Here is a 25,520-nt window from a genome sequence, read left to right on the forward strand (position 1 = left end):
CCGCGTCGATCTCCCCGTCCGGCAGCGCGCCTACCGGCGCCACCAGCGGCGCGGCCGCTCGGGTGCCACGTCGTACTCGCGCGAGATCACCTCGACGCGGCGTGCGGCATGGTCCGCGCGCACGGTGTCCAGGCCCATCGTGTCGAGTTCGCGCGCGGCGGCTGCATCGGCGTCGGATTCCGGGCGCAGGACCCGTACGACGACCTCGCGGGTCTCGGGGCCGAGGGCGATCGCCGAGAGCACGTCCTCCATCAGGGCGTCGGCCGTGCCCGGTTGCGCGGCGTTCGTGAGCGCCAGGTGGAGCATGAGCTGTTCCGCGCCCGTGTCCATCCAGCGGACCTCGGCGATCCACACGCACCCGATGCCGGGGAAGTCCAGGAGCCGGTCGCGGACCGTGTCGCGCAGCGCCACGGCCATCGGATGCGTGGACCAGCTGTACCTCACGGTGCGCTCGCTCGTCAGGCGCATGCCCCGGGTGCGCAGGGTGTGTGCCACCAGGGCGAAGGGAACCGTGGCCCAGCCGTGTTCGGAGAAGACGGCGAGCGCCTCGGTGTTCGTGTGCTTCTGGATGTCCATCAGGCGCGTCACGTCGCAATGAAGGGCGGCGGCGGCTTCGGGCCGGCGTTGGTGACAGCACGCCTCGCTGACGTAACCGGGCAGCACGGGATCCCCGTCCTGTCCCTTCATGAAGATCACCGAGCCGTTGTCGCCCACGGGGACGAACACGCCGAAATCGATGACGGCGGCGAGCAGTTGCTCCGCTTCCTCCTCCGGCTTCCGGCGGTCGAGTATGTCGGCGAGGGCGGCGTTCGTGGTCGTCACCCGCAGAGCATAGGGCGGCGTCCCACGCGTCAGAGCGGGACGATGTTGCCCGGGGCCATGCGGGGGGCGCGGCGTGGGGGGCGGCGGCCGGTGAGGAGGATGAGCCGGGCGGCGCGGTGGCGCTGGCCGGCGTAGGGCTCCAGGAGCTCCAGCATGGTGGCGTCGTCCGTGCGGTGGGCGCCGGTGAGGGCGTAGCCGACGGTGTGCGGCAGGTGGAGGTCGCCGACGGTGACCGCGTCCGGGTCGCCGTTGCTGCGCTGCAGGGTCTCGGCCGCCGTCCAGGGGCCGATGCCGGGGACGGCCTGGAGCCTGGCGAGGGCGTCGCTGGGGGCGAGGGCGGTGGCCTGCTCCATGCGTGCGGCGGCGCGGGCGGCACGTACCGCGGCGGCGGAGCGCTTGCCGTCCACGTTGGCGCGGTGCCACTCCCAGGAGGGGATCATGGCCCAGCCGCGGGCGTCGGGCATGACCCGCATGCGCAGTTCCTCGCCGGGGCCGGGGGCGGGCTCGCCGAAGCGCCACAGCAGGACCCGCCAGGAGCGGTAGGCCTCGTCGGAGGTGACCTTCTGCTCCAGGATCGCCGGGATGAGGGACTCCAGCACCAGTCCGGTACGGGTCAGCCGCAGGCCGGGGTTGCGGCGGTGGGCCTCGTGGACGACGCGGTGCCGGGCGGTGAAGGCGGCGGGGTCGTCGGTGTCGCCGAGCAGCCCGGGGAGGCCGTCCAGCAGCCATTCGGCGCCGGGGCCCCACGCCTCGGCCTCGACCTCGCCGCCGGAGGGGCGGGCGATGCGCAGGGTGCCGGGGCCCTCGGGGGTGCGTGAGGCGCGGTAGACCGCGCGGTCGGCGCCGACGCGGAAGGCGGGGTCGCCGGGTCCGCGGCTCAGAGGGCCGAGCGTGAGCCCGAGGTCCAGGGGGCCGCGCGGGGTCCAGCGGCGGGTGCGGCCGGGTGTGCGGGGGCCGGGGACGCGGCCGGACGAGGCGCGGAGGAGTCGGGTCTGCTCGGGATGCACCCTCCGAGCGTACGGCGTGGGCCGCCGGGCTTCGGGGCTTTCCGGGCGCCGGGGCCGCCGGCTTCCGGGGCCGCCGGCGCCCGGACACGGGCCACGGGCCCCCCGGCCGGTGGGCGGGACGCGCCCACCGGCCGGGCGCACGGCGGCTACTGGTCGGAGGAGAAGCGGACCGCGCCGTCCGGGATGACCGCGCCGCACCAGATGCGCACCCCGTGCCGCAGTTCGTTGTCGGCGCCGATGCGCGCGGCGTCGCCGATGACCGATCCGTGGACGACGGTGCGCTCCCCGATGACCGCCCCGGCGCCGATGAGGGAGTCCACGACCGTCGCGCCGGGGTGCACGACGGCGCCGGCCAGGACGGTGCTGCCCTCGACGACCGCACCGGAACCGATGACGGCGCCCGGGGAGACGGCGGTGCCGCCGGTGAGCTTGGCGTCGTCGGCGATCCGGGCGCCCTCCAGGACGAGGCGTTCGCCGCAGCGGCCCGGGACGGCCGGGGAGGGCGCGTGGCCGAGGACGAGGTCGGCGGAGCCGCGGACGAAGGCGTGCGGGGTGCCGAGGTCGAGCCAGTACGTGGAGTCGACCATGCCCTGCAGGTGGGCGCCGTCGGCCAGCAGGCCGGGGAAGGTCTCGCGCTCGACGGAGACCGGGCGGCCGGTGGGGATGGAGTCGATGACGGAGCGGTCGAAGACGTAGGCGCCCGCGTTGATCTGGTCGGTGACGATCTCCTCGGGCGTCTCGGGCTTCTCCAGGAACGCGGTGACGCGTCCGGTGGCGTCGGTCGGCACGAGCCCGAAGGCCCGCGGGTCCTCGACCCGGGTCAGGTGGAGGGAGACGTCGGCGCCGGAGTCGCGGTGGGTGGCGACGAGGCCGGCGATGTCGAGGCCGGTGAGGATGTCCCCGTTGAAGACGAGGACCGGGTCGCCGGGGGCGGAGTCCAGGCGGTCCGCGACGTTGCGGATGGCGCCGCCGGTGCCGAGCGGCTCGTCCTCGGTGACGTACTCCAGGCGCAGCCCCAGGGCCGACCCGTCGCCGAAGTGCGGCTCGAAGACCTCGGCCAGGTAGGAGGTCGCCAGGACGATGTGCTCGACGCCCGCCGCGCGCGCCCTGGCCAGTTGGTGGGTGAGGAACGGGACACCGGCCGCGGGGACCATCGGCTTGGGGGTGTGCACCGTCAGGGGGCGCAGCCTGGTGCCCTTGCCGCCGACCAAGAGGATCGCTTCAGTCACCTGTGTTTGTCTCCGCTTCCTGGCGGGCCGAACGAATGAGCGGCCAATCCTATGCAGGGTGCGATCAGCGGCCCTGGAGCCCCGCCGCGGTGCGGCGGATGATGCCGAGATCGTCGTACAACACCGTTCCTGGGCATTGCGTGTTGAATCCGTCCCGGTGGCCCGAGATGACGTTCATGTGGACACGTGTGCCCTTCGGGTACCTGTTGCTCCCTCCGGACACCAGATAAGTCATGCCCTCCGGGTTGCGGCCGTAAATTCCGAGTTTCCACGCGGCGAGCCGGGCGACGGCCGACAGGGCCTCGCCGCTGGGCCGTTCCTCGGAGTAGTCGCCGAGCACCGCGATGCCCATGGTGTGCTCGTTGAAGCCGAGGGTGTGCGCGCCGAAGACGGCCTTGGAGACGCCGCCGCTCCGGCCTTCGTAGATGTTTCCGCACTTGTCGACGAGGAAGTTGTAGCCGATGTCGCGCCAGCCACTGCTCTTGACGTGGTAGCGGTAGATACCGCGGATGACGGAGGGCGAGTCGGAGCACTCGTAGTCGTTGCCGGTGGCGGTGTGGTGGACGAAGATCGCGCTGATGGCATCCGTGAACTCGGAGTCCTCGTTGCGCAGTTGCTCGTCGGCGCCCCAGCCGAACCGGGTGACGATGCGGGGGCGGGCGCCGGTGAAGCGCTGCCCGGTGAGCGCCTCGGTCTGGGACCGGCTGAGCTCGGGCACGAAGGGGGACTCGACCAGGGTGCCCGTGGTGTCGCTCGGGTCGGCCGCGGTGTCGGTGGTGGTGCCGTCCTGCGGGCGACCTCCGCCGAGCGGGTCACCGGCCTCGCTGGGTCCGACGCCGTCGAAGGGGTCGCCGTCCTCAGCGGGGCCGGCACCCTCACCGGGGCCGACACCGGCGAAGGGGTCGCCGCCGGAGGGACCGGGGACGGAGGGGCCGCCTGCCGTGACGTCACCGCCGGGGCCCGTGCCTCCCGGTCCGGCGGGGCCGGGGTCGAGGGCGGCATCGGGATCGAGGTAGCTGCCACCCACGTCACCACCCAGGTCACCGCCGAGGTCACCACCCACGTCACCGCCGGGACCGTCACCGGGGCCGTCGCCCGGTGCGTCCCCGGGGTCGACCATCTCCACCCGCAGCCCCTTGGGCAGGCCGGGCTGCACCCCGCGCCTGCCGCCGGTGGGGGCCTCGGGCACGACCCGCACCTCGATCCCGTCGGAACGGCCCACCCACAGGGGGACGGTCGAGCCGCGCACCGCGGGGCCCGAGCCCTCGGCCGAGCCGGCGTCGGGGGCGTCGTCGTTGTGCGCCTCGACGGTGCGCCAGTTCGACCACCGCCCGGTGCCGAGGGCGCGGGTCCTGACCTGGACGGTGCCGCGCAGGTCGGTGCCGACGTCGTCCCAGGTGATGCCGATCATGGAGAACGGACGTACGGCACGGGCGGGCAGACCCTGGGAGAGCGGGGCGCCGACGACACGGCCGGACGTGGCGAGCGGGCCCAGCGCGAGGGTGCGGGTGGCGCCGGGGGGAGTGTCGGAGGCGGCCGCCCGCGCCGGCGCGCTGGTGGCGGTGGCGCCGGAGGGGAAGGCGAGCGGCAGGGCGAGGGCAGCCATGCACGCCGCGGAGATCGACGTCGCAAGAAGTGCACGCATGGGAAGAACGGTTGCATAAGCCCCCAGAACGCGCAGCCGGGATCTGACGGACCGTCCTCTTCTGCCGGGCCCTCAGCGCCGCCCGGGACGCCGCCGCCTGACGTAGCCTGGGCCGCGTGACAGCGACTGCCCGTACACCCGCCGACCTGCTGCGTTCCGCGCTCGCGGCGGACCCCGCCCGGCCCCTGGTCACCTTCTACGACGACGCCACCGGCGAACGCGTCGAACTGTCGGTGGCCACCTTCGGCAACTGGGTGGCCAAGACCGCCAACCTCATCCAGGACGAACTGGGCGCCCAGCCGGGTGACCGCGCGGCACTGCTGCTGCCGGCGCACTGGCAGACCGCGGTATGGGTGCTCGCCTGCTTCTCCACCGGCGTGGTCGTGGTGCCCGGGGGCGACCCGGGCGGTGCCGACCTCGTGGTGTCCGGCCCGGACGCGCTGGAGGCGGCCCGCGCCTGCCCCGGCGAGCGGGTCGCGCTGGCGCTGCGCCCGCTGGGCGGCCGGTTCCCGCAGCCCCCGGAGGGTTTCCTGGACTACGCGGTCGAGGTGCCGTCGCAGGGCGACCGCTTCGTCCCGTACGCGCCGGTGGACGCCGACGCGCCGGCGCTGGAGCTGCCGGACGGGGAGGAGCTCACCGGCGCGGAGGTGGTCGGGCGGGCCCGGTCCTCCGCCTCGGCCCTGGGCCTGACGGCCGGGGCGCGGCTGCTGTCGGGCCGGTCGTACGAGGACTGGGACGGGCTGGCCGCCGGGCTGCTGGCGCCGCTGGCGGCGGACGCCTCCGTGGTGCTCTGCCGCAACCTGGACCGGCTGCCCCCCGCCGACCTGGACAAGCGCCGGGAGAGCGAGCGGGTGACCCACGTGGCGTAGCCGGGCGCCCGGCCCACCGTCTTCGGCCGCCTCGGACGGAATTGAACAACTCCGCACAACCGAGGACGGGACTGGACGGTCTTTATAGGTGACCTGATCATCAGTAGCACCTGTAAGGACGGGCCCGGACGTGACCACGCCAGCCGATTCGCCGGAAGCCGAGGACACCCCTCCCGCCGACACCCCAGCGGCCGAGGCCCCACCCACCGACACCCCGGAAGCCGGCGCCCCGGAGAGCGACAGCCCGGAGCGCGACACCCCACCCGCCGAGGCCGCACCGAGGAAGCGCCGCCGCACCTGGCTGCGCGTCCTCGGGGTGGTCGTCTCCCTGGTGCTGCTCGCCGGGGCCGGGGTCTCCTGGTACGTCTACAAGCAGCTCGACGGGAACATCCGGACGGACACGGACACCGCCCACGAGCTGATGCGGGTGCAGTCCGAGCGGCCGACGGTGCTGCCCGAGGCGACCACCGCCGAGAACATCCTGCTCCTGGGCTCGGACGACCGCGGCAACGGCAACGGCAAGTACGGCCAGGACACCGGCACCCAGCGCTCGGACACCGCGATACTCCTGCACCTGGCCGCCGACCGGAAGACCGCGACGGCGGTCAGCCTGCCGCGTGACCTCATGGTCGACATCCCCTCGTGCCGGCGGGCCGACGGCAGCATGACGAACCCCCAGTTCGCGCAGTTCAACTGGGCGTTCGAGTTCGGGGGCGCGGCCTGCACGATCCGCACGGTGGAGAAGCTGACCGGGATCCGCGTCGACCACCACCTCGTGGTGGACTTCAACGGCTTCAAGAAGATGGTCGACGCGGTCGACGGCGTCGAGGTCTGCGTCCCGCACGCCGTGCACGACCAGGACGCGCACCTGGACCTGGAGGCGGGGCGCCAGGTGCTGCGCGGCGAGCAGGCGCTCGGCTACGTCCGCGCCCGCAAGGGCATCGGCGACGGCAGCGACACCCAGCGGATGGACCGCCAGCAGCAGTTCCTCGCCTCCCTGGTGCAGAAGGTCGACTCCACGGGGGTGTTGCTCAACCCCGCCAAGCTCTACCCGCTGCTGGACGCCGCGACCTCCTCGCTCACCGCGGACGAGGGCCTGGACTCGCTGGCCGAGCTGTACGAACTGGCACAGAGCCTGCGCAAGACGCCCACGGACCAGGTGCGTTTCCTCACCGTGCCGCGGCGCCCCTACACCGCGGACCCCAACCGTGACGAACTGGTGCAGCCCGCCTCGGACGAACTGTTCACGACGCTGCGCGAGGACGGGCAGGTGACGGTCGAGGGCGACGGGGACTCCGGCTCGGGCTCGCCCCGTCCGACGGACGGCGGAACCTCCACCGCCCCTCCGGCATCTCCTACACCGTCGGGCTCGGCGAGCGCGTCCCCGTCGTACCGCGGCACCACCGCCGACCGCGACGTGTGCGGCGGCAGTGGGGATTGAACAGTTTGTCCAGTTGTAGGGGAGCGGAATTTGTCAGCGGCGGGCGTAGACGCTGAACTGTGGGGTTAGTGTGAGCGATCCGGCCTGTTGCAGCGGCCGAGACGGAGGACTCGATCGACCGTGGACACGCAAGGCCGTAGGCACGTCGACCCGGCGGATCAGTGGGTTTTCGATCCTGAGACGGGCAGCTACCAGTTGCGGCTCGACCCCCCGCAGCAGGCGGAGCGAGCCGTTCCCGCGCAGGGGACGGGCCGGCGGGCACAGCGCGTCCAGCCACAGGGCGGCGACCGCGCACGACAGGGCCGTTCCGGCGCCGAGGGCGAGGGCCGCGGCGCCGAGGGCGGCCGCTCCGCCGAAGGCGGCTCCAGGGCGGCGGGCGGCGGCCGCGCTGCGGGCAACGGCCGTACGATGGGGCCCGGAAGGGCGGCCGGCGGCGGCCGGGCGGCCGCCCGGGCCGAGGGCGGCGGCCGTGCGGCCGCACGCACCAGCCGGCGTCGCCCCAAGGCCCGGAAGTCGGCGAAGAAGCGGGCCCTGATCTGGACGGCCGGCACGCTCGGCGTCGTCATCATCGCGGCCTGCGTGGGCGTCTACGCCCTGTACCAGCAGCTCAACGGCAACATCAACGCGATCGACCCGGGCATCGGCTCCAAGAACGCCACGTCCACCGGTCCGGTCAACATCCTCGTCATCGGCACCGACAGCCGGCAGGGTCTGAAGGGCAAGTACGGCGACGCGGCCAACGTCGGCCACGCCGACACCACGATCCTCTTCCACGTCTCCAAGGACCGCTCCAACGCGACGGCGCTGAGCATCCCGCGCGACATCATCACCGACATCCCGGACTGCCCGACGAAGCAGCCCGACGGCTCCACGAAGATCATCCCGGCGGAGAGCGACGTCCGGTTCAACACCAGCCTGGGCCAGTACGGCCGCGACCCGGGCTGCACGATGCGCACCGTCAAGGCGCTGACCGGCATCACCCCCGACCATTTCATGATGGCCAACTTCGACGCGGTGAAGGACCTGTCGACGGCGGTCGGCGGCGTCGAGGTGTGCCTGGCCAAGGACATCGACGACCCGGACTCGCACCTGAAGCTGGCCAAGGGACGGCACACCGTCGCGGGCGAGCAGGCGCTGGCCTTCGTCCGCACCCGGCACAGCGTCGGCTTCGGCGGCGACCTGAGCCGCATCGAACTGCAGCAGCAGTTCCTCAGTTCGATGATGCGCAAGATGAAGTCGGGCGACACGCTGACCAGTCCGACCAAGCTGCTCAAGCTGGCGAACACCGCGACGAAGGCGCTCACCGTCGACACCGGCATCGGCAGCGTGACCAAGCTGAGCGAGCTCGCCAAGGACCTGAGCCGGGTCAACACCAAGAACATCACCTTCGCGACGGTGCCGGTCATAGACAACCCCGCCGAGAAGGTGCACACCACGGTGGTGCTGGACGAGACCAAGGCGCCGCAGCTGTTCAGCATGGTGAAGGACGACATCTCACTCACCGAGGTGAAGAAGAAGCAGAAGGCGTCCCAGGCGGCCAAGCTCAAGGGCCCCAAGGCCGACCCGATCGACGTCCGGGTCGAGGTGTTCAACGGCAGCGGGGTCTTCGGCGCCGCCCAGGACACCGTCAACTGGCTGCAGAACGACGAGGGCGTCAGCCGCTCCACCAACGGCGGCAACGCGCCCGCCGAGGTGAAGAAGACGACGCTGGAGTACGCGCCCAACCAGGCCGACCAGGCACGGCGGCTGGCCGAGATGATGGGGCTGCCGGCCTCGGCGCTCCAGCAGGGCACCGAGGACGCCGCTCCGCGCGCCAACATGACCCTCACCCTCGGAAAGGACTTCAAGCAGGCCGGCACGCCGATCGCCGCGCCGACGAAGGCGCCCGAGGGCATCCAGAAGGTCGAGGCCGACGACAAGAGCGTGTGCGCCAAGTAGCCGCCCGTTGAGGGCACGAGGGCCGACAGAGGTGGCAGGGTGGGTACCGGACGATGACGGACAGTCGTGTGCGCGATCTCGGCTGGGACGACAGCCTCTACGACGACCACCCGCGGGACGGGGCGGCGGAGCGGGGCACGGACACGGCGCGGTCCCCGCACACGGACCCCGCGGGTGACGGCGACGGGCGCCGCGGAGGGCCGCGGCCGGCGAAGCGCGGACGCCGGGTCCTGAAGTGGACCGCGACCGGTCTCGCGGTGGTCGTCCTCGGGACGGCGGGCGCCGCCTACGCGTACTACGAGCACCTGAGCGACAACATCCGCAAGGGCAAGCGGAACAGCGGCGACAGCGACGTGGCGAAGGCGCCGACGAACGCGCTGAACGTCCTGCTGCTGGGCGCCGACGGCCGCAACTCCGAGGAGAACCTGAAGCTCGGCGGCGCCAAGTACACCAAGGGCAACCCGCCCCGCGCCGATGTGATCATGCTGCTGCACGTCTCCGCCGACCGCAGCAACATGTCCGTGGTGAGCATCCCGCGCGACACCCGGGTGCCGATCCCGGCGTGCACCGACCCGACGACGGGCAAGAAGTACGCCGCCACCACGCACGCGATCATCAACGAGAGCCTGGCCCGCGGCGGTCCCGGGTGCACGCTCGCCACCGTGCAGAACCTCACCAAGGTCTACATCGACCACTGGATGATGATCGACTTCGCGGGCGTGGTGAAGATGGCCGACGCGATCGGCGGCGTCGACGTCTGCGTGAAGCAGCCCGTGTGGGACCACCCGACCCCGCAGCAGCCGGGGGGTTCGGGGCTGAAGCTGAAGGCGGGCCGGCAGAAGATCACCGGCAAGACGGCGCTGCAGTGGCTGCGCACCCGGCACGCCTTCGAGAGCGACCTCGGGCGCGCCCAGGCGCAGCACATGTACATGAACTCGATGGTGCGCGAGCTGCGCTCGCAGAACGTGTTCACCGACGGCGGGCGGCTGCGGGACCTCGCCGAGGCCGCGACCAAGGCGCTGCAGGTGTCGGAGGAGATAGGGACACCGAAGGAGCTCCTCAACCTCGGCATGCAGCTCAAGAGCGTGCCGTCGGACCGGATCACCATGCTGACCATGCCGCCGGTCACGGACACCGAGAACGACCAGCACTACATGCCGGACCCGGTGGCCGCCCCCAAGGTGTGGTCGCGGCTGGTCCACGACGTCGCCTTCGACGACAAGGGCAAGAAGAAGCCGAAGGAGAGGACCGAGCCGTCCGGGCCGGCCGCCCGGCCCGCCGCGGACATCCCGGTGACGGTCGTGAACGGCACCGCCGGCGACGCCGCGGGGACTCCGGTCAACGGCCGGGCGCGAGCCCTGGCCGGGGTGCTGGCGCAGTCCGGCTTCGGCCGGGCGACGGCGGACGGCACGGCGCAGCCGACGGCGGCCACCGTCCTCGAGTACCCGGCCGCCGAGGGCGGGCAGGGCCGCTCGGACGCGCTCGCCGTGGCGAAGGCGCTCGGGCTCCCCGGCGGCGCTGTGAAGGCATCCTCACATGTCGGCTCCGTCACACTCGTCGTGGGCGCCGACTGGCGCGACGGGACGGCGTTCCAGGGTGCCGCCGACGACGGCGGAACGCTGCCCAAGAGCGCCGGGGCCCTCAACGGAGCGAATGATTCAGCCTGCATGGACGTGTACAGGCCATATCGCTGGGATCCCGGTTTGGGGTAATGCGCACGTTCGCTTTACACAGGCGATAAGAAACCAAAGCCTTGACCCCGTCGCGGTTTATGTATCGTGACCTCCAACCATTCGCGAGCAGGGCTGTTCCGGTTCCACAGGACTTCGACAGCCGCACAGCTGAACATCACCCACGATCCGAGCGCCGCGGCGCAGCCGGTGACCGTAGTGACCAGCGCGTCATGGGAGGGCCCACATGCGCCACGGCAGCATCCCCGGGGGGCGGAACGTCCCCTTCGATCCTCACGAACCCGGATGGGGCGACGCTCCGTACGGGAACGGTCACGGACAGCCGTACGTGCCGCAGCAGCCGACTCCGCACCCGCATCCGACGGTTCCGCAGCAGCCGCAGCGCGGCGGCTACCGCCCCGAGGAGCCGCAGCGCGGCGGCGGGTACCCGCCGCAGGATCCGTACGCGCCCTACCAGCCGGGCGGCCAGGACACGGCGGGCCATGAGGCCGGGGGCTACGGCGACGACGGCCACGGGGCCGGTTACGGCGCCTACGAGGACTACGCGGACGACGGCGGGGCCACCGGCACCCTGACCGCGACGCAGGGCGACGGCGCGGACGACGACGGGTACGACGACGGACACGACGGCCAGGACGGCGGCGGCCGCCGCGGGAACCGCCGCCGCAAGAAGGGCAAGAGGCGCGCGCTGCGCTGGGTGGCGATCGTCACGTCGGTGGCGATACTCGGGACGGCCGGCGCCGCTTACGCGTACTACCAGCACCTCAACGCGAACATCAAGAAGGACGCGCTCAACCTCGGCGACAGCCAGGCCGCCAAGAGCAAGGCGAACGCGGCGGGCCAGACCCCGCTGAACATCCTCCTCCTCGGTTCCGACAGCCGGGCCTCCAAGGAGAACCAGAAGCTCGGCGGCGCGAAGGCCGACGCGGACCGCAAACCGCTCGCCGACGTCCAGATGCTGCTGCACGTCTCGGCCGACCGCAGCAACATGACCGTGGTCAGCATCCCGCGCGACACCCGGGTCACCATCCCCAAGTGCACCGACCCGGACGACGGGCGCGTCTACCCCGAGACGACGACGGAGACCATCAACACGAGCCTCCAGCACGGCGGTCCCGGCTGCACCGTGGCCACCTGGGAGAAGCTCACGGACATATCCATCGACCACTTCATGATGATCGACTTCGCCGGCGTGGTGTCCATGGCCGACGCGGTCGGCGGCGTCCCGGTCTGCGTCAAGGGCAACGTCTGGGACCGCAAGTCCGGGCTCAAGCTCACCAAGGGCGACCACACCATCAAGGGCCAGCAGGCCCTCCAGTGGCTCCGTACCCGGCACGGCTTCGAGGACGGCAGCGACATCGGCCGTACCCACGCCCAGCACATGTACATGAACGCGATGGTGCGCCAGCTGAAGTCGGGGACGAAGCTCACCGACCCCGGCAAGCTGACCGGTCTGGCGGAGGCCGCCACCAAGGCGCTGACCGTCGACACCGGCCTCGGCACCGTCAAGAAGCTCTACGACATGGGCAACGACCTCAAGGGCGTGCCCACAGACCGCATCACCATGACGACGATGCCGTGGGGCGCCGACCCGGAGAACCCGACCGCGCACGTGGTGCCGACCGGTGCGGCGGGCAAGCTCTTCACGCTGCTCCGCAACGACCAGGCCGTGGACGGCAAGGCCGCCAAGAAGAAGAAGGCCGACAAGTCCACCGCCACCGCGAAGGCCTCGCCCAAGGGCGAGATCGCGGTGACCGTCCAGAACGGCACCGGCAGCGCCTCGACGCCCGCCGTCTCCGGCCGGGCGGGCGCGGTCACGGAGGAGCTGAAGTCGCTGGGCTTCACCCAGGCCGAGGCCGACTCCACACCGCAGTCGCAGTCCGGCAGCACGATCACCTACGCGAGCGACGACGACAAGGCGAACGCCCTGGCCGTCGCGAAGGCGCTGAAGCTGCCCGCCGGCGTGGTGAAGAAGTCCTCCTCCGCCGAGGGCGTCACGCTGGTGATCGGCGCCGACTGGACGACCGGGGCGACGTACCCGGCGGCCAGCAGCACCGACACCAAGGAGGTGCTGGACAGCGCGAGCGCGCTCAACGCCTCCGACGACTCGGCGTGCATGAAGGTGAACTCCTACTACAGCTGGTAGGAGTCCGCCCCCGGCCTCACGCGTCGGCCGCCGCCCGCACCGCGGGGCGGCGGCTGGCGATGACCCGCCGGGCGAGCGACCGCGGGCTGGTCAGGAAGCCGAAGCCCCAGGACATGTGCATGGTGGCGAGCGCCACCGGGATCCGCAGCCGGGCGCCGGCGGACAGCCCCTTGCCGGCCGGGAGCGAGCCCAGCGCGATGGCCGCGAGGTAGCCGCCGGGGACGACGAAGCCGAGCGGGGTGACCGCGGCACCGACCACCACGCCGGCCGCGATGGCCACCACGGCGGCCGGGGCGGCCAGGTAGCGCAGGTTGACCGAGCCCTGGTGGTAGCGGGTGACGACGCGGCGCCAGCGCCCGTAGTCCTTGTACTGCTTGGCCAGCGCGCGGACGCTGGGCCGCGGGCGGTAGGAGACGCGCAGCTCGGGGGAGAACCAGATCAGGCCGCCGGCCTCGCGGATGCGGTAGTTCAGCTCCCAGTCCTGGGCGCGGATGAACTCCTCGTTGTAGCCGCCCTGCTGCTCCAGCACCTCGCGGCGGAAGACCCCCAGGTAGACGGTGTCGGCGGGGGCGGCGGCGCCCCCGGTGTGGAAGGCAGCGTTGCCGACGCCGATCTTCGAGGTCATCGCGGCGGCGACGGCGCGCTCCCAGTCGTTCTCGCCCTCGGCGTGCATGATGCCGCCGACGTTGACGGCGCCGGTCTCCTCCAGCAGCCGCACCGCGGTCTTGATGTAGTCGGGCGAGAGCATGCCGTGGCCGTCGACCCGCACCACGACGGGGTGCCGGGAGGCCTTGATGGCGGCGTTCAGGGCGGCGGGGGTGCGGCCGGTGGGGTTGGGCACCGTGTGGACGCGGGGGTCCTCGCGCACCAGCTCCGCGGCGATCTCGTTCGTGCGGTCCGTGGAGGGGCCGAGGGCGATGACCACCTCGAGTTCGCCCGCGTAGTCCTGCTCGAGGATGTGGCGGACGGAGTTTCGCAGGTGCCGCTCCTCGTCGAGCACCGGCATGATCACGGAGACGGCGGGCAGCACGTGGGGGGTCGCAGCGTTCACAGCCGCACACGTTACCGCGAACGGATGATAGGAGCGCGTGCGGCCGGGCGGGGCTCATCCCGTACGACGGTATGACTCCTTAGCGTGACTGCATGACCGTCGCTCGTCGCCGTCAGCAGCCCGCCGCAGCCGCCCGCCGGACCCGGAAGCGGACGCCCGTGCGCCGTGGGATGCGCGTCCTCGGTGCCCTCTCGCTGGGCATCCTGACCGCCAGCGGGATCGGGCACGCCGTCCTGGGGCACATGGACGACCGCCTGGAGCGGGTGGACGCCTTCGCCGGGATGAAGAACCGGCCCAGCCCCACCAAGGGCACCAACTTCCTCCTCGTCGGCACGGACGTGCGCCGCGGGCTGACCCAGGCGCAGCGCACGGCGCTGCGGCTGGGCGGGGAGCCCTGCGACTGCACAGACACCATGGTGCTGGCGCACCTGTCGCGGGACGGCAGGCGGGTCAGCGTGGTCGCGCTGCCGCGGGACTCGTACGCGGAGCTGCCCCGGGCGGGCAAGCTGAAGTGGGCCTGGGGGGTGGGCGGCCCGGGGCTCGCCGTCGGCACGGTCGAGAAGATGACCGGGCTCAAGATCGACCACTACGCCGAGTTCGACTTCGGTTCGTTCATGAGGACCGTCGACGGGATCGGCGGCGTCGACCTCTGCTTCGCCCGTCCGCTCAGCGACCCCGTGACGGGACTCGAACTGCCCGCGGGCACGGTGCGCGCGGACGGCGGCACGGCACTGCGCTACGTGCGCTCCGGTCACCTGCCCGGCACCCCCGACCTGCCGCGGATGCAGAACCAGCAGCGGTTCCTGGCGGCGCTGGTCCGCCGGGTCACCGACATCGGGCTGCTGCAGAACCCCGTGAAGCTCGACCAGGTGGCCAAGGCCGCGCTCGGTTCGGTGCGCGCGGACCGGCAGACCAAGCCGGACGACCTGATCGCCCTCGCCACCGGGCTGCGCGGCGGCTTCGGCGCCCGCTCGGTGGAGTACGCCACGGTTCCGGTGGACGCCACGCCGTTCCGGGTGCAGGGGGTAGGGACGACCCTGCGCTGGGACGTCGAGGGCGCGAAGCGGATCTTCGACGCGCTGCGCGAGGACCGGCCGCTCACCGGCCCGGACGGCGGCCCCCTGGTGAAGCCCAGCCCGCCGGCGCCCGAGCCCGAGCGGGTCGACGTGCCGCCCAAGTCGATCCGCGTCCAGGTCAACAACGGGACGACGGTCAACGGGCTGGGGGCGCGGGTGGACAAGGAACTGCGCCACCTGGGCTTCCGCACCACCGGTACGCCCGGCAACACCGTCCGGCACGACGCGGAGTACACCGTCATCCACTACGACCCGGGCTGGGACCGCTCCGCCAAGGCCCTGGGAACGGCCCTGCCGTACGCGGAACTGCGCCCGGTCTCCGGGCTGGGGCCGACGCTGCGGATCACCGTGGGCGCGGACTACGACGGGCTGACCCCGGTGCGGGCCGGCGAGCCGGACCCGCCGCCGGCGCCGCCGGTGGAGATCCCGCCGACGCGCGGCGACCGCGTGCTGTGCGGCTGACGGCGGCCGGTGGGCCCGTGCCGCCGAGGGCGGACGAGCGGGCGGGGCCCGTCAGTCGTCGAAGCCCTCGGCGGCGCGCTTCTCGCGCAGCTCCATGATCGCCCGGCGGCGGGCGAGCCGGTGCGTGCGACGGATCTGCGCCTCCTGCAGACGGCGCCGGTCGCGCTCGGTCTCGGGGTCGATCTGGGGCACCCGGCGCGGCGCGCCCTCGGCGTCCACGGCCACGAAGACCAGGTAGGCGCTGGCCACCTGGGTCGCCGGGCCGGACTCGTTCCAGCGCTCGGCGAGCACGCGCACGCCGACCTCCATGGAACTGCGCCCGGTCCAGTTGACCTGGGCCTGCACCTTCAGGAGGTCGCCGACCCGCACCGGTTCGAGGAAGGCCATCTCGTCCATGGCGCCGGTCACCGCGGGCCCCTCGGAGTGGCGGCCGGCGACGGCGCCCGCCGCGTCGTCCACGAGTTTCATGACGACACCGCCGTGCACGGTGCCCAGCAGGTTGGTGTCGTGGTGGGTCATGATGTGCGCCAGCGTGATCCGCGAGGCGGACGTGGGCTTGGACGGCACAGGGTGCGGGGGTGGCTCCTCGAACATGGCTCCACCCTAAGCACTGCGGCGGCGTGCTCCCCGCCCTGCTCCCGCCGGGCACACCTTGCCCGCCGGCGGGGGCGGGCGGATGCTGAGAAAGGGGCCGACGTCCCGAGGTCCGAGAGGTGATCCGCCATGGAGAAGACGTGGACGATCAAGCTGTCCCTCGAGGAGGACGGCAGCCGCACCGCCTGCACCGCCTCGCTCACCGGGGACGGCGCCCCGGGCGTGGTGGGCCACGGCTATTCGCGGCGCAATCCGAACGACGAGCCCGACATGCGCATCGGGGAGGACGTGGCCGCGTCGCGGGCCTGCTCCAACCTCGCGCACGAACTGCTGGAACAGGCCGCCGGAATGATCGAGACCCACACCAACTCCCCCACGCACCTCACCGGCTGAGAGCACCCGGGCACAACCGGTCACCGCACCGCGCCGGTCCTGTGACCTTTGCATCAGCTCTGCTTCAGAAGCGCCACGGAGGCACTGCCGGACGGGGCGGCAGGGCACACTGCCGTACATGAACGCATGGCCCGACGGTTGGTCCGACAACAGGAACCAGCGGCAGCAGCAGGTCTCCGAGCCGCCGCTGCCCCCCGAGCTGTCCCCGCGCCGTGCGGCGGCGGCTCCCGGCAGCGTGCCGCGCCAGCAGGCGTACGGCAGCGGCGTCCCCGGCCACGGAGGGCCGGGCGGCCACGACGGTCACGGCGGAGGCTCGTACGGCCCGCCGTCCACCGGCGGCCGCACCACGCCTCCCGGCAGCCGCAGGCGGCGGGTCAAGGCGGTCCTGATCGGTCTGGTCGTCGTGGTAGCCGCGTGGTCGATCGGCACCTACTTCTGGGCGGACGGCAAGGTGCGCCGCGAGGTGGACCTGGGCACGGTCATAGACCGCCCGGAGACCGGCGAGGGCACCAACTACCTGATCGTCGGCTCCGACAGCCGCGAGGGCCTGTCCAGCGAGCAGAAGAAGCAGTTGCACACCGGCTCCGCCGACGGCAAGCGCACCGACTCCATGATGATCCTGCACGTCGGTGACAACGGGAACTCGCTGATCTCGCTCCCCCGCGACTCCTACGTCACGATCCCCGAGTTCAAGGGCTCCGAGTCGGGCAAGACCTTCTCCTCGCGCGGCCAGAACAAGCTCAACGCGGCCTACTCGATAGACGGGCCGACGCTGCTGGTGCGGACGATCGAGTACAACACGGGCCTGCACATCGACCACTACGCCGAGATCGGCTTCGCCGGCTTCGCGGGCCTCGTCGACGCGGTCGGCGGTGTCGACCTGGACATCCCCCGCGACATCGACGACAAGAACTCGGGCCTGCACATCAAGAAGGGCCGGCAGACCCTCAACGGCGACGAGGCCCTGGCCTTCGTCCGCCAGCGCTACCAGGAGGCCGAGGGCGACCTCGGCCGCACCAAGAACCAGCAGAAGTTCCTCGCCGCGCTCGCGAGCCAGACGGCCACGCCCAGCACGGTCCTCAACCCCTTCAAGCTCTACCCGACCATGGGCGCGGGCCTGGACACGCTCATCGTCGACAAGGACATGAGCCTGTGGGACCTGGCGTCGATGTTCTGGGCGATGAAGAGCGTCTCCGGCGGCGACGGGCTCTCGATGAACATGCCGACCTCGGGCTCCGTCAGCACCAACGTGGGCAGCGCGCTCAAGTGGGACATGCCGAAGGTCAAGCAGCTGGTCTCGCAGCTGAAGAACGACGAGAAGGTCACGGTCACCCCGGACTCCTGACCTCCCCCGACGGCCGAGGGGCCGGGGGGGGGCCCCCCCCCCCCCCCCCCGCCCCCCCCCCCCGCCGCCGGGCCCCCCCCCCCCCCCCCCCCCCGGCCCCTCCGTACGTCCGCGGGACCCGCGGCGGGTCACGGTGTCGAGGAGCCCAGGCGGTCGATGGAGTGGTTGGCCACGTACTCGGCCATGGTGTCGTTGCGCATGGCCTCCCACAGCTGCTCGCTGCCGTTGTCGTCGAGCAGCACCACCGACTGGCCCTTGATCATGTCGAGGCCGCCGACCGGGGCGTTCATGAAGACCATGTCGCCCGCGCGCACCCCGCGCATGCTCCACATCAGGTCGCGCAGGCCGCTGTCGGAGAGCCGGTCGTCGACGCTGACCACCCCGGTGACGCGGTCCAGCAGCTCCTTGGCCTTCAGCGGGTTGCTCATGGAGTCCTTGGTCAGCGTCTTGGCGATCACCGCGCGCAGGAACGCCTGCTGGCGGTGGGTACGGTCCAGGTCGCCGCGCGGCAGGTTGTAGCGCTCGCGGACGTACTTCAGGGCCTCCTCGCCGTTCATGTGCTTGCCGGCCAGGTCGACGCCGCCGATGTCGTCGGTGAGCGTCCTGAAGCCGCTCCAGTCGATCACGGCCAGGTGGTCGACCTTCACGTCGGTGAGCCGCTGCACGGTGTCGATCAGCAGCGGCGGGCCGCCCCAGGAGAAGGCGGCGTTCAGCTTGGCCTTGCCGTTCCCCGGGATCGGGACCCAGCTGTCGCGCGGCAGCGAGACCACGTAGGCGTGCTTGTGGTCGGCCGGCAGGTGCACCAGCATCATCGTGTCGCTGCGCTGGGCGCCGCGCTTCCACTCCGGGGCCCGGGCGTCCCGGCCCGTGGTCGGCAGGTCGGAGCGGGCGTCCACACCGACCAGGAGGAACGTTTCACCGCCCTTGGCGGCCTGCGGCTGCTCGCTCTCCGGCACGTTCGTCGGGAAGACGTTGGGGATGCGGTCCACCTTGCCGGTGTAGTGGTCCACCGCCCACCACAAGGTTCCGGCCACTCCCAGCACGCCCACGGCCAGCAGGACCAGCGCGCCCAGCAGCACCCGCCGGGTGCGGCTGCGCCTCCTGCGGGCCGGCTCCGCCGCCTTCCCCGGTACCGCTTCCCGTTCCGTTTCCGTGACCGCCGTCTGCTCGTGGCCCGCCGGATCCGTCGTCGTCATCGTCCACCCCCACCATGTGCACCCGCTCCCCACGTGTGCGTCGGGGGGCATTGTGGCGCGTGGGGCGGTGCCATGGCCATTCCCGGCGCCTCTTTCGGTGCCCTCACCGGGGGAACCCGGACGCCCCGCCGGGGCTATGCTCAACATCGCAATCAGGCCACGACCTGGGAGGGACCCTCCGCATGGCGCTCAAGCTCACCGTGATCGGCACCGGCTACCTCGGTGCCACCCACGCCGCGGCGATGGCCGAACTGGGCTTCGAGGTGCTGGGCCTGGACATCGACCCGGCGAAGATCGAGACCCTCTCCGCCGGCCGCGTGCCGATGTACGAGCCGGGTCTCGAGGAGCTGCTGCGCCGCCACGTCGCGGGCCTGCCGGACTCCAGCGGGCGGCTGCGCTTCACCACCTCCTGGGAGGAGGTCGCCGCCTTCGGCGACGTCCACTTCGTCTGCGTGAACACGCCCCAGAAGCACGGCGAGTACGCCTGCGACATGAGCTACGTCGACAGCGCCTTCGAACTGCTCGCCCCGCACCTGGAGCGGCCCGCGCTGGTCGTCGGCAAGTCGACCGTGCCGGTCGGCAGCGCGGCCCGGCTGGCGGCCCGACTGGCCGAGCTCGCCCCCGCCGGGGACCAGGCGGAGCTGGCGTGGAACCCCGAGTTCCTGCGCGAGGGCTTCGCGGTCGAGGACACCCTCCACCCGGACCGCATCGTCGTCGGCGTCGCCTCCGAGCACGCCGAGAAGCTGCTGCGCGAGGTCTACGCGACCCCCGTGGGCCACGGCACGCCCTTCGTCGTCGCCGACTACCCGACCGCGGAACTGGTCAAGACGGCGGCCAACGCCTTCCTCGCCACGAAGATCTCCTTCATCAACGCGATGGCCGAGGTCAGCGAGGCGGCCGGCGGGGACGTGGCGAAGCTCGCCGAGGCCATCGGGCACGACGAGCGGATCGGGAAGAAGTTCCTGCGCGCCGGCATCGGCTTCGGCGGCGGCTGCCTGCCCAAGGACATCCGCGCCTTCATGGCCCGCGCCGGGGAACTCGGCGCGGACCAGGCGCTCACGTTCCTGCGCGAGGTCGACTCCATCAACATGCGCCGCCGCGCCCACATGGTCGAGCTCGCCCGCGAGGCCTGCGGCGGCAGCGGCTTCCTCGGCAAGCGGATCGCGGTGCTCGGCGCGGCCTTCAAGCCCGACTCCGACGACGTGCGGGACTCCCCCGCGCTCAACGTCGCCGGGCAGATCCACCTCCAGGGCGGGCAGGTCACCGTGTACGACCCCAAGGCGATGGAGAACGCGCGGCGGCTCTTCCCGACGCTCGGGTACGCCCCGAGTGCGCTGGAGGCGGTCCGGGGGGCTGACGTCGTGCTGCACCTCACGGAGTGGCGGGAGTTCCGGGAGCTCGACCCGGCGGCGCTCGGGGCGGTGGCGCGCGGGCGGCACGTCATCGACGGGCGGAACGCGCTCGATCCGGTGGGGTGGCGTGAGGCCGGGTGGACGTTCCGGGCCATGGGCCGCCCGAACGCCTAGCCCTCCGGGCGCGACCCGGAGTACGTGCTGCGCCGGGCCGCCCGGTTGTCGTGTGCGGGTCGTTTGTGGCTGGGGTCGCGGTTTCTCCCCCGCCCTCCCGCCCTCCCCCAGCCTTCGGCCAGGGGGACCCCCATCCGGCACGATTGGTGCGGGCCTCGCACCGTGTGTTGGGGTCGGCGCCGCGCCGGCGCACTCCCCCAGCCTTCGGCCGGGGGGACCCCCAGAACGCTCGCGGTTTACGTCTACATCCTTGGGCGCCGCGTGCGCCGCTCGTCTCCCCCAGCCTTCGGCCGGGGGGACCCCCATGGGCCCACCCCGCCACACCCCCTTCTGCCGGTATGGGCGCACAACGGCCGGTGGAGGGCCAGTGAGGCAACCGGGGTGCTCCGGACCGCTTCTTCACCCCGTCCGGCCGTCAGTCGCCCCATCCTCCCGGAGGGGGTGTGGCGGGGTGCCCCCACAGGCGACGAGCGGTTAAGTGCGGCGCCCGACGATGTGGAGGTAAACCGCGAGCGCCGAGGAGGTACCCCGGCGCGGCGCCGACCCCACACCGCACGCAGCGTGGCGGTCACTGACCGCGCCGGGCAATCGGGCGGGAGGGTGGGATAAACGCCCCAACATCAACCACCGCGGCGCCGCACACAACCACCGGCCGACGAGGAACTCAGTGGACGTCGCCCATGAGCCGGATGACCCGCTTGCGGTAGAGCACGAACGCCGCGCCCGCGGCGAGCGCCACGAAGCCCTGGATCGCGAAGGACGTCTCCGACAGGAACGCGTCGCCGATGACCAGCTGCAGGATCGCCGCCACGCAGTCGCCCGCCGTGACGGCCAGGAACCACAGGCCCATCATCTGGCTGGCGTACTTGACCGGGGCCAGCTTCGTGGTGACCGAGAGCCCCACCGGGGACAGGCACAGCTCGGCGGTGGTCTGGATCAGGTAGACCACGGCCAGCCACAGCGGCGTGACCTTGGTGTCGCCGGAGGCGGCGGCCTGGGCGAGCATCATCACCACGAAGGAGACGCCGATGCCGGCGACGCCGAGGGCGAACTTGACGGTCGTGCTGGGGTTCCGGCGGCCGAGCGTCATCCACAGGGCGGCGAAGACCGGGGCGAGGGCCATCACGAACAGCGGGTTCAGGGACTGGAACCAGCTCTCGGGGAAGTTGAAGCCCCACAGGGTGGACGCGGTGTGCTCGGAAGCGAAGACCGTCAGGGTCGATCCGGACTGGTCGTAGATCATCCAGAAGACGGCGGCCACGACGAAGAACCAGATGTAACCGCCGACCTTGGTCTTCTCGTCCGGGGTGAGCTCCTGGTCCTGGCGGATGCGGGTGAAGTAGTACGCCGGCAGGGCCAGCCCCAGCAGGGAGAGCGGCCAGAGCACCCAGTTGATCGTGAAGTGGCCGGTGAAGGTGACGACGCCGTAGAAGACCACCGCGGCGGCCAGCCAGATCAGCGCCTTCTTCATCAGGCCGGCGCGCTCGGCGGCGTCCAGCGGCGTGGGGACCACGCTGGAGACGGGCGCGAGGTGCCTGGTACCGATGAGGAACTGGGCCAGGCCCAGCCCCATGCCGACGCCGGCCATGGCGAAGCCCAGGTGCCAGTCGACCTGCTGGCCGACGGTGCCGATGGCGAGCGGCGCGAGGAAGGCACCGAGGTTGATGCCGATGTAGAAGATCGTGAAGCCGCCGTCCCGGCGCGGGTCGTTGCGGTCCGGGTACAGCTGGCCGACCATCGTCGAGATGTTGGACTTCAGGAGGCCGGAGCCCACGGCGATGAAGACCAGGCCGACGAAGAACGAGGCCTCCACCGGCACGGCCAGCAGGAAGTGGCCGATCATGATGATCGTGCCGCCGATGGCGACCGTGCGGCGCGGGCCCCACAGGCGGTCGGCGAACCATCCGCCGGGCATCGCCAGCAGGTACACCGTGGCGGTGTAGACGCTGTAGATGGCGCCGGCGGTGGCGGCCTTCATGCCGAGGCCGCCGTCCGTGACCGAGGCCGTCAGGTAGAGGACGAGCAGCGCCCTCATGCCGTAGTAGCTGAAGCGCTCCCACGTCTCCGTGAGGAAGAGGGTGGCCAGGCCGCGGGGGTGGCCGAGGAAGTTCCTGCCGCTGGGTCCGGAGTCCGGCGCGGCGAGGCCCTCAGTCAGGCTGGACGCCATGGGCTTTCCTTGCTTCTCGGGACGCGCTGCGAGAGCGGTGCGCGCCCGGGTGGGGGGTGACCGGCACCGGGGCGCGTGGGGGCGCACCGGGATCCACGACCGACGCCTTCACAGGCGCGGTCCCGGCCTACAGGTCGTTGACTGGTTGCTGGTGGGGACCAGCCCCGTCTCAGTGGGGCCCCTGCGACGCGTGGGGCGCGCCGGAGGTCCCCTGGACTGATTCGGGCTTTTGGTTACCTTATGGCAGCACGAGATGTGCTATATGGGACGACTTGAGATGTACCTCACAACGGCCACGGCCCGCCCGGCGTGCGCTTTCTCCGGGCGGACTACCATCAGCGCATGACCCGCGTACTGCTCGCCGAGGACGACGCATCCATCTCGGAACCGCTCGCACGCGCGCTGCGCCGCGAAGGGTACGAGGTCGAGGTGCGCGAGGACGGACCCGCGGCGCTCGAAGCCGCCCTGCTCGGCTCCTTCGACCTTCTGGTGCTCGACCTGGGGCTGCCCGGAATGGACGGGCTCGAGGTGTGCAGAAGGCTGCGCACCGAAGGCCATGGCTTCCCGGTGCTGGTGCTGACCGCCCGCGCCGACGAAGTGGACACGGTGGTCGGCCTGGACGCCGGCGCCGACGACTACGTGACCAAGCCCTTCCGGCTGGCCGAGCTGCTGGCCCGGGTGCGCGCGCTGCTGCGGCGCGGCACCTCCGAGGCCCAGCACCCCTCCACCCAGGGGGTGCGGATCGACGTGGAGTCGCACCGCGCCTGGATGGGCGACGAGGAACTGCAGCTCACCGCGAAGGAGTTCGACCTCCTGCGGGTGCTGGTGCGGGACGCCGGCCGGGTGGTCACCCGGGAGCAGCTGATGCGCGAGGTGTGGGACACCACCTGGTGGTCCTCCACGAAGACCCTGGACATGCACATCTCGTGGCTGCGCAAGAAGCTCGGCGACGACGCGGCGGCCCCCCGCTACATCTCCACGGTGCGCGGGGTCGGCTTCCGGTTCGAGAAGAACTAGGAAGAGCGGGCACGCCGGCGGTCCGCGCGGTCTGAGACGCTTCACTCATGCGCCGCCGCCTCATCCAGTCCACGCTCGCCGTGGTGCTCGTCGTCATCGCCGTCTTCGGTGTCTCCCTCGTCCTGGTGGAGGCCCGGACGATCGAGAACAGCGCCAGGGAGAGCGTGGACTCCGAGGCGGTGCGGCTGATCGGCATCGTCGAGAGCAGGATGATCGGCGAGGAGCGGATCAGCCGCGAGGTGCTGGCCCAGCAGATCGCCCCCGGGCGGTACGCGCTGGTGCGGATCCCCGGGGAGGCGCCGATCACCATCGGCGCCAAGCCCACGGGTCAGGTGATCTCCTCCCGGCAGACCGGCGAGCAGGGCGAGACGGTCACCGTCGAGGAGTCCCGCAGCAAGGTCAGCCAGGAGATCGGCCGCACCCTGCTGATCATCCTCGCGGTGGCGTTGCTGGCGGTGCTGGCCGCCGTCGTCCTCGCGGTGCGCCAGGCGCGCCGGCTCGGCAGCCCGCTGACCGACCTCGCCGAGACCGCGGAGCGGCTGGGCTCGGGCGACCCCAGGCCGCGGCACCGGCGCTACGGGGTGCCGGAGCTGGACCGGGTCGCCGACGTGCTGGACCGCAGCGCCGAGCGGATCGCCCGGATGCTGACCGCCGAGCGGCGCCTGGCGGCGGACGCCTCGCACCAGCTGCGGACCCCGCTGACGGCGCTGTCGATGCGGCTGGAGGAGATCATCGCGACGGCCGAGGACGAGGAGGCCGTCAAGGAGGAGGCGACGATCGCACTCGGTCAGGTGGAACGGCTCACGGACGTCGTGCAGCGGCTGCTCACCAACGCGCGGGACCCGCGGACCGGCTCGGCGGTGGTCTTCGACATCGACGACGTGATCAAGCAGCAGGTGGAGGAGTGGCGCCCGGCGTACCGCAGCGCGGGCCGGCCCATCACCTCCGCGGGCAAGAAGCGGCTGCGCGCGGTCGGCACCCCCGGGGCGGTGGCCCAGGTGCTGGCCTCGCTGGTCGAGAACGGCCTGATGCACGGCTCCGGCACGGTCGCGATCTCCACCCGGGTGACCGGGACGCAGGTCGTCGTCGAGGTCACGGACGAGGGCCAGGGCGTGCCGCCGGAGCTGGGGGCGCGGGTCTTCGAGCGCACGGTGAGCGGGCACAACTCCACGGGCATCGGTCTCGCGGTCGCCCGCGACCTGGCGGAGGCCGACGGCGGCCGGCTGGAGCTGCTGCAGCAGCGTCCGCCGGTCTTCGCGCTCTTCCTGGCGCGCGCGGACCAGCCGAAGCGCTAGCGGGACGCAGCGGGCCGCGCGGGGTCCCGGTGGGGGATCAGCGGGCGGAGGAGCGCGCGCCGGGGGCGCCGGTCCGGGCGCCGGGGGTCTCGTTCCCCTTCGCGACCAGGAACGATTCTGCTTGGTGCACCGTCTCGCGGACGGGGAGCGCCTTGAACACCCAGCTGCGGTACGACCAGAAACGGAACAGCGTCGCCACGCCGATGCCGATGAACTTGAAGACGTTGCTCTGCAGCGGGCTGTCCCAGCCGAAGGCGTAGGTCGCCGTGTAGAGCACCCCGTTCTCGATCACCAGGCCCACCGCGCTGAACACCAGGAACAGGGTCAGCTCGCGGGTGCGGCCCGACTTGTCGCGGTCACGGTAGGTGAAGTAGCGGAAGCCCACGTAGTTGAAGGCGATCGCGACGACGGTCGCGATGATGCCGGCCCGCACCACCTGGAGGTCCGTGGTGTGCCGGACGAGGTTGAAGACCCCGATGTTGACCAGGACCCCCGCCCCGCCGACCGCGCCGAACTTGGCGATCTCGCGGGACATCGCCGTCAGCCGGTCCCGCAGTCCTGTGCGGGTGGCGGACCCGGTCGCACCGTCCATGTGATCGTTCGGCCCCGT

General features: G+C 72.1%; 19 protein-coding genes and 1 pseudogene. 11 read left to right on the forward strand and 9 right to left on the reverse strand.

Annotated features, from left to right (window positions below):
- Positions 1-30: 30 nt before the first annotated feature.
- The 4 genes from ACFZAU_RS21530 to ACFZAU_RS21545 form a co-directional block, all read right to left on the reverse strand.
- A complete protein-coding gene (locus ACFZAU_RS21530; RefSeq protein WP_500553536.1) occupies positions 31-822 on the reverse strand; it encodes a hypothetical protein in 792 nt (263 codons plus the stop codon).
- 29 nt (positions 823-851) lie between these two features.
- A complete protein-coding gene (locus ACFZAU_RS21535) occupies positions 852-1,829 on the reverse strand; it encodes a DNA-3-methyladenine glycosylase family protein (RefSeq protein ID WP_500553537.1) in 978 nt (325 codons plus the stop codon).
- A 146-nt stretch (positions 1,830-1,975) separates the two neighbouring features.
- Positions 1,976-3,058 (reverse strand): mannose-1-phosphate guanylyltransferase, encoded by a 1,083-nt coding sequence (gene manB / locus ACFZAU_RS21540; RefSeq protein WP_499611109.1) that lies wholly within the window; start codon positions 3,056-3,058, stop codon positions 1,976-1,978.
- Between the two features lie 64 nt (positions 3,059-3,122).
- Positions 3,123-4,703 carry a peptidoglycan recognition protein family protein gene (locus ACFZAU_RS21545; protein ID WP_500553538.1) on the reverse strand — a complete coding sequence of 527 codons (1,581 nt, stop codon included), beginning with the start codon at positions 4,701-4,703 and terminating at the stop codon, positions 3,123-3,125.
- A 116-nt stretch (positions 4,704-4,819) separates the two neighbouring features.
- Here ACFZAU_RS21545 and ACFZAU_RS21550 point away from each other — a divergent pair, with 116 nt between their 5' ends.
- From ACFZAU_RS21550 to ACFZAU_RS21570, 5 genes are all read left to right on the forward strand, one after another.
- Positions 4,820-5,572, forward strand: coding sequence for a TIGR03089 family protein (locus ACFZAU_RS21550; RefSeq protein WP_500553539.1), 753 nt, complete (start codon positions 4,820-4,822; stop codon positions 5,570-5,572).
- Positions 5,573-5,702: 130 nt separating this feature from the next.
- Positions 5,703-7,013, forward strand: coding sequence for an LCP family protein (locus ACFZAU_RS21555; protein ID WP_500553540.1), 1,311 nt, complete (start codon positions 5,703-5,705; stop codon positions 7,011-7,013).
- A 120-nt stretch (positions 7,014-7,133) separates the two neighbouring features.
- Positions 7,134-8,951, forward strand: coding sequence for an LCP family protein (locus ACFZAU_RS21560; protein ID WP_500553541.1), 1,818 nt, complete (start codon positions 7,134-7,136; stop codon positions 8,949-8,951).
- 53 nt (positions 8,952-9,004) lie between these two features.
- The gene (locus ACFZAU_RS21565) at positions 9,005-10,663 is read left to right on the forward strand and encodes an LCP family protein (RefSeq protein ID WP_500553542.1); all 1,659 of its coding nucleotides are present in this window, start codon (positions 9,005-9,007) and stop codon (positions 10,661-10,663) included.
- Between the two features lie 205 nt (positions 10,664-10,868).
- Entirely contained in the window at positions 10,869-12,788 is a 1,920-nt protein-coding gene (locus tag ACFZAU_RS21570; protein WP_500553543.1) for an LCP family protein, read from the forward strand.
- A 16-nt stretch (positions 12,789-12,804) separates the two neighbouring features.
- On the opposite strand, the pseudogene ACFZAU_RS21575 reads toward ACFZAU_RS21570, so the two are convergent.
- Positions 12,805-13,845, reverse strand: a pseudogene (locus ACFZAU_RS21575) (glycosyltransferase family 2 protein); the annotation flags it as partial.
- 86 nt (positions 13,846-13,931) lie between these two features.
- Here ACFZAU_RS21575 and ACFZAU_RS21580 point away from each other — a divergent pair.
- Positions 13,932-15,377 carry an LCP family protein gene (locus ACFZAU_RS21580; protein ID WP_500553544.1) on the forward strand — a complete coding sequence of 482 codons (1,446 nt, stop codon included), beginning with the start codon at positions 13,932-13,934 and terminating at the stop codon, positions 15,375-15,377.
- Positions 15,378-15,428: 51 nt separating this feature from the next.
- Here the strand turns inward: ACFZAU_RS21580 and ACFZAU_RS21585 are convergent, their stop codons facing one another.
- On the reverse strand, positions 15,429-15,971 hold the full coding sequence (locus ACFZAU_RS21585; RefSeq protein ID WP_499611125.1) for an acyl-CoA thioesterase: 543 nt from the start codon (positions 15,969-15,971) through the stop codon (positions 15,429-15,431).
- Positions 15,972-16,100: 129 nt separating this feature from the next.
- Between ACFZAU_RS21585 and ACFZAU_RS21590 the strand changes: the two genes are divergently transcribed.
- Both ACFZAU_RS21590 and ACFZAU_RS21595 read left to right on the forward strand, forming a co-directional pair.
- On the forward strand, positions 16,101-16,364 hold the full coding sequence (locus ACFZAU_RS21590; protein WP_499611127.1) for a DUF1876 domain-containing protein: 264 nt from the start codon (positions 16,101-16,103) through the stop codon (positions 16,362-16,364).
- A gap of 118 nt (positions 16,365-16,482) precedes the next feature.
- Positions 16,483-17,709, forward strand: a complete 1,227-nt coding sequence (locus ACFZAU_RS21595) for an LCP family protein (RefSeq protein ID WP_499611129.1) — start codon at positions 16,483-16,485, stop codon at positions 17,707-17,709.
- Positions 17,710-17,837: 128 nt separating this feature from the next.
- On the opposite strand, the gene ACFZAU_RS21600 is transcribed toward ACFZAU_RS21595, so the two are convergent.
- Positions 17,838-18,905 (reverse strand): LCP family protein, encoded by a 1,068-nt coding sequence (locus tag ACFZAU_RS21600; protein WP_500553545.1) that lies wholly within the window; start codon positions 18,903-18,905, stop codon positions 17,838-17,840.
- Between the two features lie 182 nt (positions 18,906-19,087).
- On the opposite strand from ACFZAU_RS21600, the gene ACFZAU_RS21605 reads away from it, so the two are divergent.
- Positions 19,088-20,431, forward strand: coding sequence for a UDP-glucose dehydrogenase family protein (locus tag ACFZAU_RS21605; RefSeq protein ID WP_500553546.1), 1,344 nt, complete (start codon positions 19,088-19,090; stop codon positions 20,429-20,431).
- A gap of 664 nt (positions 20,432-21,095) precedes the next feature.
- Here the strand turns inward: ACFZAU_RS21605 and ACFZAU_RS21610 are convergent.
- Complete coding sequence (locus tag ACFZAU_RS21610; protein ID WP_499611135.1) at positions 21,096-22,598, reverse strand: peptide MFS transporter; 1,503 nt, start codon at positions 22,596-22,598, stop codon at positions 21,096-21,098.
- Positions 22,599-22,940: 342 nt separating this feature from the next.
- On the opposite strand from ACFZAU_RS21610, the gene ACFZAU_RS21615 reads away from it, so the two are divergent.
- Positions 22,941-23,615: a response regulator transcription factor gene (locus ACFZAU_RS21615; protein ID WP_089222240.1), complete on the forward strand. Its 675-nt coding sequence runs from the start codon at positions 22,941-22,943 to the stop codon at positions 23,613-23,615.
- A 47-nt stretch (positions 23,616-23,662) separates the two neighbouring features.
- The gene (locus ACFZAU_RS21620) at positions 23,663-24,910 is read left to right on the forward strand and encodes a sensor histidine kinase (protein ID WP_500553547.1); all 1,248 of its coding nucleotides are present in this window, start codon (positions 23,663-23,665) and stop codon (positions 24,908-24,910) included.
- Between the two features lie 37 nt (positions 24,911-24,947).
- Here the strand turns inward: ACFZAU_RS21620 and ACFZAU_RS21625 are convergent, their stop codons facing one another.
- Positions 24,948-25,502: a GtrA family protein gene (locus ACFZAU_RS21625; RefSeq protein WP_500553548.1), complete on the reverse strand. Its 555-nt coding sequence runs from the start codon at positions 25,500-25,502 to the stop codon at positions 24,948-24,950.
- Positions 25,503-25,520: the final 18 nt, after the last annotated feature.

Source organism: Streptomyces sp. NPDC008238 (assembly GCF_042956445.1).
Classification (GTDB): domain Bacteria; phylum Actinomycetota; class Actinomycetes; order Streptomycetales; family Streptomycetaceae; genus Actinacidiphila.

Bases quoted from the DNA above. Each gene is read 5' to 3' on its own strand.
- ACFZAU_RS21545 (WP_500553538.1), bottom strand. From the start codon at position 4,703: ATGCGTGCACTTCTTGCGACGTCGATCTCCGCGGCGTGCATGGCTGCC.
- ACFZAU_RS21565 (WP_500553542.1), top strand. From the start codon at position 9,005: ATGACGGACAGTCGTGTGCGCGATCTCGGCTGGGACGACAGCCTCTAC.
- ACFZAU_RS21570 (WP_500553543.1), top strand. From the start codon at position 10,869: ATGCGCCACGGCAGCATCCCCGGGGGGCGGAACGTCCCCTTCGATCCT.
- ACFZAU_RS21580 (WP_500553544.1), top strand. From the start codon at position 13,932: ATGACCGTCGCTCGTCGCCGTCAGCAGCCCGCCGCAGCCGCCCGCCGG.
- ACFZAU_RS21585 (WP_499611125.1), bottom strand. From the start codon at position 15,971: ATGTTCGAGGAGCCACCCCCGCACCCTGTGCCGTCCAAGCCCACGTCC.
- ACFZAU_RS21590 (WP_499611127.1), top strand. From the start codon at position 16,101: ATGGAGAAGACGTGGACGATCAAGCTGTCCCTCGAGGAGGACGGCAGC.
- ACFZAU_RS21595 (WP_499611129.1), top strand. From the start codon at position 16,483: ATGAACGCATGGCCCGACGGTTGGTCCGACAACAGGAACCAGCGGCAG.
- ACFZAU_RS21600 (WP_500553545.1), bottom strand. From the start codon at position 18,905: ATGACGACGACGGATCCGGCGGGCCACGAGCAGACGGCGGTCACGGAA.
- ACFZAU_RS21605 (WP_500553546.1), top strand. From the start codon at position 19,088: ATGGCGCTCAAGCTCACCGTGATCGGCACCGGCTACCTCGGTGCCACC.
- ACFZAU_RS21610 (WP_499611135.1), bottom strand. From the start codon at position 22,598: ATGGCGTCCAGCCTGACTGAGGGCCTCGCCGCGCCGGACTCCGGACCC.
- ACFZAU_RS21615 (WP_089222240.1), top strand. From the start codon at position 22,941: ATGACCCGCGTACTGCTCGCCGAGGACGACGCATCCATCTCGGAACCG.
- ACFZAU_RS21620 (WP_500553547.1), top strand. From the start codon at position 23,663: ATGCGCCGCCGCCTCATCCAGTCCACGCTCGCCGTGGTGCTCGTCGTC.
- ACFZAU_RS21625 (WP_500553548.1), bottom strand. From the start codon at position 25,502: ATGGACGGTGCGACCGGGTCCGCCACCCGCACAGGACTGCGGGACCGG.